Origin of the sequence: Aeromonas finlandensis (assembly GCF_000764645.1) — a bacterium.
Lineage (GTDB): Bacteria > Pseudomonadota > Gammaproteobacteria > Enterobacterales > Aeromonadaceae > Aeromonas > Aeromonas finlandensis.
Genome location: NZ_JRGK01000122.1, coordinates 1 through 9,445, shown reverse-complemented (window position 1 = coordinate 9,445; position 9,445 = coordinate 1). Strand labels below are relative to the sequence as shown.

Genomic DNA, 9,445 nt, shown 5'->3' with positions numbered 1-9,445 from the left:
TAACCTGATGAAGGAAGCCAGGCTGGCATCCAAACAACCGGGCAGCCATCGCTATCAGGTTGCCCGATCTGAACGACCGGATATCCCCAATCTGTTGGCACGAAAATTTGATGTCCAGCAACCCAATCAGGTGTGATGTGTCGATATCACCTACGTCTGGTCAGGTGCTTGTTGGTATTCCCTCTGGCTACAGTATTTGACCTTTATGCCCGCCTAGTCATGGGCTGGGAGATGTCTGACAAACCTGATGCAGAGCTGGCAATCAAAGTGCTGAAGATTGCCTATCAGCAACAAGGTTGTCCATCAAGCGTGCTGCTTCACTCCGACCAAGACCCGCCAATATGATAGCCGGGCATTTCGGCAGCGACTGTGGCGCTATCGCATGACCCAGAGCATGAGTCGGCGTGGTAACTGCTGGAATAACGCCCCGATGGAGCGGTTGTTCAGGAGCCTGAACGGTAACGGGATACATGAACCTGCGGGAGAGGCAAAACGGGATATCAGTTACTACCTGATGGATTACTACAACTGGCAGCGTCCACATCAACACACTGACGAGATACCACCAGCAAAAGCCGAGACTCGGCCTAACCAAGCGAAATGACTCATTTGACTGCGGTATTTCCCATCATGCATATGGCGCACTTGGAAGGTGATCTGCCCTTTCGGTAACACCCTGATGCCAACCCCATCACCGTCAGTGACTTCGCTCTGACCCGAGTATGGTTTACCATTGACGCCTCGCAGCCAGCTGTCTGTAATTGCCATCGCTCACCAAATAAAATTTGGTACTAACAAAAGACCATGTTTTGTACTTTGAGTTGTACTAATTGGACGGTGAACATAGGCAGACAGACACAAACAGCAAAGAATTTATTGGGTGCTCAGACAAAACTGGACACATCATTAAGAACCATATAATCAAAAGCTTAGGCGATAAAACAAGAACACATGAGCACACCCAAGAACCAAACAACACAGCCAACCTTCTACTTCCACGACTACGAGACCTTCGGCATCAGCCCCGCCAAGGACAGGCCGTCACAGTTTGCCGGTATTCGTACCGATGCGGATTTCAACATCATTGGCGAGCCGTTAGTTGTCTATTGCAAGCCGCCAGCGGACTATTTGCCGGACCCGGAGGCGTGCCTCATTACCGGCATCACGCCACAAAAGGCGATGAAGGACGGGCTGTGCGAGGCGGATTTCATTCGCCAGATCCACGAGCAGTTCGCCACGGCGAATACCTGCGTGCTGGGCTATAACAGCATCCGCTTCGATGATGAAGTGACCCGCTATACCCTCTATCGCAACTTCTATGACCCCTATGCCTACAGCTGGCAGAACGGCAACTCCCGCTGGGACATTCTCGACATGCTGCGAGCCTGCTACGCCCTGCGGCCGGAAGGAATAGAGTGGGCATTTGATGAAGAGGGCAAGCCGAGTTTCCGGCTGGAGAAGCTGACGGTCGCCAACGGTGTGGCACACGCCAATGCCCACGATGCGCTCTCAGACGTACTGGCCACCATCGAAATGGCCAAGCTGGTGAAAAAAGCCCAGCCCAAGCTGTTTGGTTATCTCTTTGATCTGCGCAACAAAAACAAGGTGAAGGCGCTCATCGACGTGGTGACCATGAAGCCGCTGGTGCACGTCTCCGGCATGTTCTCCCCGTGGCAGGGATGCGTGAGCTGGGTCTCGCCGCTCGCCTGGCATCCCACCAACCAGAATGCGGTGATCATGGTGGATCTGACCCGCGACCCCACCCCGCTTATCGAGCTCACGAGCGAGGAGATCCGCGAGCGTCTCTATACCAAAAAAGAGGATCTGGGGGAGCTGGCGGGTATTCCGGTCAAACTGGTGCACATCAACAAGTGTCCGGTGCTGGCGCCAGCCGCCACCCTGACGCCGGAGCGGGCCGACCAGCTTGGCATCGATAGGGAGCAGTGCCGCAAGAGCCTGGATCTGCTGCGCGCCCATCCAGAGGTGCGGGAAAAACTGGTAGAGGTGTTCAATCAGGAGTTTGCCGGCAGCAATGACGGCGACCCCGATACCCAGCTCTACGCCGGATTCTTTGGCCACGGCGACAAGTCCACCATGGATCTGGTGCGTGCCACCCCCGCGGATCTGCTGGGCGAGCGGGAGTTTGCCTTCACCGATCCGCGGCTGCCCCAGATGCTGTTCCGCTACCGTGCCCGCAACTGGCCACACACCTTGAGCGAAACTGAGCAGAAGCGCTGGCGTCTGCACTGCAGCGACTACTTCAGCCGCCGTTTGCCAGACTATGTGCCTCGTCTCGAGGCGCTGGCAGAACAAAATCAGGGAAACGAACGAAACTTTGCGATCCTCAAGAGTCTCTATCACTATCTGGAAGATTTATGAGTTGTGAGTGATTTCACACTAATTCCTGCTCGCCAATCCCCTTCTTCAGGTCATAATGACGAAGGGGATTTCCTCAAAAACCAATGTTTTGCAACATCCCTCAATGATGTCTCGCAAGCAAGAGACCTCTTTGGCCGAACGGAAGCCATTTGCTGATGCCTCGTCACCGCACTCTGTTGGGATTACTGGCCCTGCTGCCGCTGGCAGCCAACGCTGCATACCGATTCGATGTGCCTGATTACCTTGCCCGTCTGCCAGAGCAGACCTATCACATCGTCGAACACAACTTCAACACCCTCTATCAGCAGACCGACTTCACCCCCCAGATCACCAACAGCTATTTCAATGAGTCCAATCTCTACAAGTTCGTCGGAGTCCCGCTGGTGATCAGTGCCCAGTCAGGCTTTCAACTCGAAGTATTCGGGCAGGCCTATAATCGCGCCTCCCAGGCCTACATGCACCTGAGCGAAGATATGTCTCTCTATCGGGTGATGCGGGTCGATCTGATGGGGAACCCCAATGATCAGCTGGCCATCGGTTTCGGTCTTGGCGTCCCCGTGAGCCCGCAACTGGTCCTCAAGGCGATCGCCTCTGACAGCGACATCCCAGGCTATGGCTCCGCCAAATACGCCGTCGGCTTCGAGTGGCGTTACTGACTCCTGCTCTCTGGCTCACAACAGTCACAAATAATTCAGGCTCCATTTAGGAGCCTGAATTGTTTATTGCGACGAAATGATCAGGCGTAACGGATCACCCGCCCCTCGCCCCCTTGCAGAGTAAGGGTTGTACTGACATCCTGCTCCTGCCAAAAATCGATGCCCCCTTCCGGCAGCAGAAACTCCTGTGGTTGCCCCTCCCAATTGAAGAGGCAGAGCAGCGAGCCCCCCTCGGGCAGACTCACTTCGCCGCAGGTAAAGTCCATCGACTCGAAACGGGCAGAAGGGGTACGAGCAGCACAAAGATCCAGCAGCTTGCGTAGTTGCGCCGCCTGCTCCTCATCGAGATCTTGCAGTCGATCACCCGCCAGCATCATACCGCCGCTCGCTACCAATGCGGCCAGATGGAAGTGGTATTCCGCCTGGCTCGCCTGCTGGCTGGGCAGATCCCGCAGACAGATACAGTCGGGGTCGAGGGCCCAGAGCTTGTCATTTTGCCAAGCGCGGCAGAAGGCCTCGCGGGCAATCTGGCGATAGCGGTGGCCATTGCGCTCCACGTCATCGCTCACCCGCATACCGTGCACCAGGCCAAGGCTTGGCCAGATGGGGGCGTTGCAACCGAGCAGGAAGGCACCCTCGCCAGCACCGCGCAGGATGGCCGCCATGCCGCGCCGATAGGCCTCAACCCGGGTGGCAGCCGGATCGTGGAAACGACCACCGTGGATGGCGCCCCAGAAGTTGGCATCTAGCTTGAAGTAGTGAATGCCCCACTGCTCGCGCAGGGTACGAAACACCTGCTCAAGGTGCGCCTGCACCTCGGGGTGGGTACCATCCAGCACATACCAGGGGGTACAGCGCCAACCGCCGTAGGTGACTCGCTCGGAGGGGAGCGGCAAACCGTCATCCCCCTTCACAAACCAGTCGGGGTGATCCTGAAACACCTGCGAGCTTGGTTCGGCGATAAAGGGGGCGACCCAGAGGGCGGGCTCGCAGCCAGCCTGTTTAATCTCCGCAGCCAGTGAGGCCACCCCCTGCTCGAATTTGGCCGACGGAGTGAGCCAGTCGCCCATTTTGGCCTGATAGCCATCGTCGATCTGCACGTAACGCAGGGCAGGGAAACGCTCGGCACGCACCTGCAGGTTTTCGCGAATGTCGGCCGCGCTCACCTCCGCATAGTAGTGGTACCAGGAGCACCAGCCACTCGGGCGATCACTCACCTTGCCGATCAGCGAGCCATGCTCGACCTCGATCATCCGTGCCAACTCGGCCAGCAGATCTTCGCGCTCTGCCCCTTCGAGGCAGATCAGCGCCTCGCTCTGCCAGTGCTCGCCGGCCGCGAGTTCCCGACCTTCGCAGTTCATCAGGATCTGCAGCCGACCATCCGGGTAGAGGCGAAACTCCCCGCCAAAACGGTGGCAGCTGGCAAAGGCGAGCAGCTGCCACCCCTTGCCATGCTCCACCAGCAGCAGGTTGTGGACCGTGTGGTAGCCGTTGTCATCGGTGATGCGATAGACGCTGGCATCGGGGCAGCGGCCAACATGTTGCGGTGATTGCCAGCTACCCATGGTCTGGGCCAGCATCTGGAATCCTTCGCCATAAATGGTGCTATCGACCGGCAGGCCAAGCTTGCCATCAAACAGCACCCAGCGGTCAACCGAGGTGGCATAAGAACCCGTGTTGTCGAGTCGCACCCGGCACAGAGGCCCTTCCCATTGACGGGTTTGCAGCAGATGGGGTGGCCACGCATTATCATTCGCCAACTGGCGAACACGGGACAAGAGGGATGTCATCACTACTCCTTGTAGTTCGAAAAGGGTGCTATCAGACGATGTTCAAAAGATTGTTCAACAGAACATCGCCATACAAATCAGCTTCAAACGAACTGATTTCAGTTGTTATTGTTTTAATGCCGCGACCCGGCCTCTCTGGTAAACTGCGATTTTTCTTCCCAGTCGATGAGGCTCACGTGATCGCGCAACGCGCCTTGCTTTACCTTCGTGACTTTATGGTCATCGTCGCCTGCCTGCTGGCAGGCAAAACCGTGGCAGCCATCCTGCCCTTCGCCTTCCCCGGTAGCATCATCGGTATGCTGCTGCTCTTCGTGCTGCTCTCCCTGCAACTGATCAAGCTGCACTGGGTGGATCTGGGGGCAAGCTTGCTGCTGCGCCACATGGGCGTGCTGTTCGTGCCCGTTGCAGTGGGGCTGGTGGCCTGGCTTGAGCCCCTGCGCCAATCCTTCGGCGTGATCATGCTCTGCATCGTGCTCGGGATTGTGCTGATCCTCGCCACCGTTGGTCGGCTCTACCAGAGGATGAACAAATGATCTTCTGGCTCGCCATTCCCCTGACGCTCGCGCTCTATTTCACCACCCGCGCCCTCTATCGCCGCCTGCCCTGGCCCATCATCAACCCGGTGCTGGTGCCGACCGCGGTGATCATCGGCCTGCTGCTCTGGCTTGATCTGCCCCTTGAGCAGTACGAGCGCGGCAGCAGCCCCATTACCATGCTGCTGGAGCCCGCCGTGGTGGCACTGGCGCTACCGCTCTATCAGCAGGCGCGCCAAATTCAGGCCAAGCTCAAGCCCATCCTAATCTGTACCCTCGCCTCCGTCTTGATCTCGGTGTGCACAACCCTGCTGATCGGTCACTTTATGGGCACTGATCCGGCACTGCTGGCGTCCCTTGCCACCAAATCGATCACCACCCCGCTCGCCATGAGCGTCAGCCAGTCCATCGGCGGCATTCCCGCCATCGCGGCCGCCGTGGTGGTCGTAGTGGGGATTGTCGGTGCACTGTTCGGCTATCCGCTGCTCAAACTGCTGAAAGTGACCGATCCGGAAGCGCAAGGGCTCGCCATGGGGGCCTGTGCCCACGCCATCGGCACCGCCACCTCCGCCGAGAAGGGGATCACCCAGGGGGCCTTTGCGTCACTCGCCATGGTGGTATGCGGGATCCTCACCGCTGCCGTCGCCCCGCTGCTGTTTGCCATCTATCACTGGCTCACCTGACCGATGATTAGCCACCCCGACGGCTCTGCAGAGCTGTCGGGGTGCGACCTGCCGCACAATTTGCACAAGACAAACGTTTCTATTACCATCCCCCTCCGTTTGCCCGTCAGGGCGTGAGCCTGCTCACACATTTACCCGAGCTTGCTCCCTACAATGGCCGCCCAATTGGCCTTTGAGGACACACTATGCATCCCCGTTTTGCCAAGCCTTTCGATACCCTCTCTGCCCCGCTCAAAGCAGCCGTGCAGCCCATGCTGGATAGTGCCGACTTCAACGCCCGCTTCACGCCGGAGCAAGTCGCCACCCTGAAAGCCGCCACAGGTCTCGATGATCGCGCCCTGCGCCTCGCCCTGTTGCCGCTGGCCGCCGCCTGCTCGGTGGCCCCCATCTCCAAATTTTACGTCGGTGCCATCGCCTGCGGCCTGAGTGGCAGCTGGTACTTCGGTGCCAACATGGAGTTTGCGGGGCAAGGTCTGTTCCACTCGGTCCACGCCGAGCAGTCCGCCATCTCCAACGCCTGGCTGGGCGGTGAGACCGGGATCTCTGAAATCACCGTCAACTACACCCCCTGCGGCCACTGCCGTCAGTTTATGAACGAGCTGAGCACCGCCAAGATCCTGAAAGTCTCTCTGCCGGATGACTTGAGCGCCCTGCAATCCTTCCTGCCCCACTCGTTTGGCCCGGCGGATCTCGACATCACCGATGCGCTGATGAGCCCGCAGGATCACGCAGAGCTATCGCTTCAAAGCGAAGATCCGCTGTGGCAAGCCGCGCTGGCCGCCGCCCGTCAAAGCTACGCCCCCTACAGTCAGGGCTATGCCGCGGTGGCGCTGCAGTTTGCCGATGGCCGCATCTTCTCGGGTCGCTACGCCGAGAACGCCGCCTTCAACCCCAGCCTGCCGCCGATGCAGATGGCCTGCGCCCATGCGGTGCTGGGTGGCGAAGATCTCGCCACCATCCGCCGCGCTGTGCTGCTGGAGAATAAAAACGGCCAGATCAGCCAGCGTGACTCCGCCCAGTCCACCCTCAAGGCACTGGGCTCTGTCGAGCTGGAGTATCAAGCCGTTTAACCGCCGCTAACAAAACCAAGTTGATTCGAATGATGCCAATCACCACTGACTGGCATCACACGAAAAGCCTTGAGTCATCAAATCAGCGCTGGACATCCCGGCAACCACACCTGCCACTCCGACAGCCCTCGCTTCGGAGTGGCGCTCACTTAATCAACCACCAGATTGAGTGCGCTCATGCGCTGCGGTGGCAGCTAACGATGTTGCCATCACTTCGCATTGCATTGTTCCCTCGCCATATGGCATTGGCGATCTTCTCATCGCTCGGGATGAATGCCTTTATATAGCGCAACACATATTTTATGTGATAGATATGGGAATATTTGTTGAACAAGATAATCACCACGAGTTAATGTCTCGCCATAAAGATGGCTACGCCAATTTATAGCGACTGCCGGTTATTTAAAAAGAGTGTTCATAATTTTTCTGAGCGAGATTAACGAACAGGAAAGTATTGGCGTATTCATTATATTTTTGGGTGGGGATAATATGCCGCCCTCTTACACACTTTCGCCTTCATCAAAAAGTGTGACTGATGACCTATGATGTCTGTAAGGTCGATGGATTAACTGTCGGTGAGGTCCGCTGAGTACCGAACGGTTTACGAATGCCCAATGGGGCTGGTTTTTATTAGCTGGTTGGCAGCACAAGAAATTCTATTCAAAAAATCATGACGCAATTATTGATATAACCATGAACAAACCCATGCCAATGCTGAAACCATGCCCCGGACATCATATATTGATGGTTACACTATCCTGAGTAACGAACATCGAGGATGCAAAGCTGTATTAATACTTGTGTTTTCAGCATTTGTTTTATCCGGCGCATAAGGCTGATGATATTTTTACAAAACGAAGTTTGTCATAAAAATAATCCGGTTAGCGGCAACATGTACAGAAGGATGCTATTTCACACAACGAAGTTGCCAGATTTTATTTAACCGGGTAAATGGAGCGCCAACCAGACCGCCAGCGGGATCACCACCACCGAGAGAGCATTGCCGCCGAGCACGATACTGGCCACCTTGTCCGGCTGACAGTGATACTGCTCGCAAAGCATGTAATTCAAGACCGCAGGGGGCAGCGAGACCGACAACATCAACAGCGGGATCCACTCCGTCTTGAGAGGCAACAGCCAGATCGCCAGCAGCAGCGACAATCCCCCCGCCAGCAGATAGAGCAGGTTGCACTTGAGCGCGAGGCCAAGGTGATCGAGCTCCCCCTCCATCAGGCGAATACCCAGCGCAAACAGCATCAAGGGCACCGAGATCTGACCGAACAGCGAGGCGGTGGTGACCACATATTCCGGCAGCGTGATGTGCAGGTTGGCCACCAGCAAGCCGGCCAGTGCGGCCCACAGCACCGGGCTGCGCAGCCACAGCCAGCGCGAAGTATTGGCCGAGAGGATAAACATGCCGACCGAGAAGTGCAGCAAATTGGAGAGGACAAAGAGGATCACGATGGCCCCCAGCTGCTGCTCGCCAAACGCCAGCACCATCAAGGGGATACCGAGATTCCCGGTATTTCGGAACATGGCGGGCAAGATCAGCGCCGCCCGCTCAATCCCTTTGAGTTTAAGCAGCGCGAGTAGCAAACCGGGTAGCAGGATAACCAGCGCCCCCGCCGCAATCAGCGGCAGATGGTCTCCCAGCGCCAGCGGATACTTGACCAACGCGGAGAAGACCAGCGCCGGGGTAAACAGCTCGATATTGGCCCGATTAAGGTAACCGAGGGCAGCCCCCGGTCGCAGTCGTCCATAGAGGGCACCGAGGCCGACGACCCCGAACACCGGAATGACGATATTGAGCAAGGCGCTGAGCATGGGAGAGATCCGTTACAGTTCGCGAGCCGGTTTGCCCATCAGCACCACCGGGTCCAGCGTCACTTCCAGTGCGCCGTTGCTGACCCAGAGCTGACCATCAGAGATAGTGCAGGTGAGCTGCATGGTGCGCTCGACCATGGCGGTGAGCGGCAAGGTCTGGCTGTCGGAGAGCTCGATGATGCTGAGGTTGTCGTGCTGGCTCAGCTTGCCCTGGTTCTGCTTCCACCAGACGCTGGTGCCACGGCCGCCGTAGAGATAGAGCACCACCTGACGGGCCCGGTTACAGGCTTTTTTCAGCCGTTTTTCATCGGGCTGGCCCAGCTCGATCCAGAGTTCTATCTCGTCCGAGTAGTTCTTGCACCAGAGCTCGGGCTCGTCATCGGCGCTCAATCCCTTGGTGAACTCCAGTCGCTCGGCGGCATGCCAGGCAAAGGCCGCCAACCGGATCATCATCCGCTCATCGGTTTCGGAGGGGTGGCGGGCCAGCGTGAGGGAGAAGTCCTGATACAG

At 57.4% G+C, this 9,445-nt stretch carries 8 protein-coding genes and 1 pseudogene; 6 read left to right on the top strand and 3 right to left on the bottom strand.

Annotation, left to right across the window (positions count from 1 at the left end; all coding sequences use genetic code 11):
• The 3 genes and pseudogenes from LD28_RS0110995 to LD28_RS0110985 form a co-directional block, all read left to right on the top strand.
• Positions 1 to 604, top strand: a pseudogene (locus tag LD28_RS0110995) (IS3 family transposase); the annotation flags it as partial.
• 347 nt (positions 605 to 951) lie between these two features.
• Positions 952 to 2,379, top strand: coding sequence for an exodeoxyribonuclease I (gene sbcB, locus LD28_RS0110990; RefSeq protein WP_033137011.1), 1,428 nt, complete (start codon positions 952 to 954; stop codon positions 2,377 to 2,379).
• 155 nt (positions 2,380 to 2,534) lie between these two features.
• Positions 2,535 to 3,035 carry a hypothetical protein gene (locus LD28_RS0110985; RefSeq protein WP_033137012.1) on the top strand — a complete coding sequence of 167 codons (501 nt, stop codon included), beginning with the start codon at positions 2,535 to 2,537 and terminating at the stop codon, positions 3,033 to 3,035.
• 80 nt (positions 3,036 to 3,115) lie between these two features.
• Here LD28_RS0110985 and LD28_RS0110980 read toward each other — a convergent pair whose 3' ends face one another.
• Positions 3,116 to 4,825 carry a glycoside hydrolase family 36 protein gene (locus tag LD28_RS0110980; RefSeq protein WP_033137010.1) on the bottom strand — a complete coding sequence of 570 codons (1,710 nt, stop codon included), beginning with the start codon at positions 4,823 to 4,825 and terminating at the stop codon, positions 3,116 to 3,118.
• A gap of 176 nt (positions 4,826 to 5,001) precedes the next feature.
• Here LD28_RS0110980 and LD28_RS0110975 point away from each other — a divergent pair, with 176 nt between their 5' ends.
• The 3 genes from LD28_RS0110975 (at position 5,002) to cdd (ending at position 7,111) form a co-directional block, all read left to right on the top strand.
• Positions 5,002 to 5,358: a CidA/LrgA family protein gene (locus LD28_RS0110975; protein ID WP_033137009.1), complete on the top strand. Its 357-nt coding sequence runs from the start codon at positions 5,002 to 5,004 to the stop codon at positions 5,356 to 5,358.
• Positions 5,355 to 6,041 carry an LrgB family protein gene (locus LD28_RS0110970; RefSeq protein ID WP_033137008.1) on the top strand — a complete coding sequence of 229 codons (687 nt, stop codon included), beginning with the start codon at positions 5,355 to 5,357 and terminating at the stop codon, positions 6,039 to 6,041. The genes LD28_RS0110975 and LD28_RS0110970 overlap by 4 nt, the downstream gene beginning before the upstream one ends.
• Positions 6,042 to 6,226: 185 nt before the next feature.
• Positions 6,227 to 7,111, top strand: a complete 885-nt coding sequence (gene cdd / locus LD28_RS0110965) for a cytidine deaminase (RefSeq protein WP_033137007.1) — start codon at positions 6,227 to 6,229, stop codon at positions 7,109 to 7,111.
• Between the two features lie 939 nt (positions 7,112 to 8,050).
• Here cdd and LD28_RS0110960 read toward each other — a convergent pair.
• Both LD28_RS0110960 and LD28_RS0110955 read right to left on the bottom strand, forming a co-directional pair.
• The gene (locus tag LD28_RS0110960; protein ID WP_033137006.1) at positions 8,051 to 8,935 is read right to left on the bottom strand and encodes an AEC family transporter; all 885 of its coding nucleotides are present in this window, start codon (positions 8,933 to 8,935) and stop codon (positions 8,051 to 8,053) included.
• Positions 8,936 to 8,947: 12 nt separating this feature from the next.
• The coding region (locus LD28_RS0110955) for a YaeQ family protein (RefSeq protein WP_033137005.1) at positions 8,948 to 9,445 on the bottom strand (498 nt) is incomplete at its 5' end.

Bases quoted from the DNA above. Each gene is read 5' to 3' on its own strand.
- sbcB (WP_033137011.1), top strand. From the start codon at position 952: ATGAGCACACCCAAGAACCAAACAACACAGCCAACCTTCTACTTCCAC.
- LD28_RS0110985 (WP_033137012.1), top strand. From the start codon at position 2,535: ATGCCTCGTCACCGCACTCTGTTGGGATTACTGGCCCTGCTGCCGCTG.
- LD28_RS0110960 (WP_033137006.1), bottom strand. From the start codon at position 8,935: ATGCTCAGCGCCTTGCTCAATATCGTCATTCCGGTGTTCGGGGTCGTC.
- LD28_RS0110970 (WP_033137008.1), top strand. From the start codon at position 5,355: ATGATCTTCTGGCTCGCCATTCCCCTGACGCTCGCGCTCTATTTCACC.
- LD28_RS0110980 (WP_033137010.1), bottom strand. From the start codon at position 4,825: ATGACATCCCTCTTGTCCCGTGTTCGCCAGTTGGCGAATGATAATGCG.
- cdd (WP_033137007.1), top strand. From the start codon at position 6,227: ATGCATCCCCGTTTTGCCAAGCCTTTCGATACCCTCTCTGCCCCGCTC.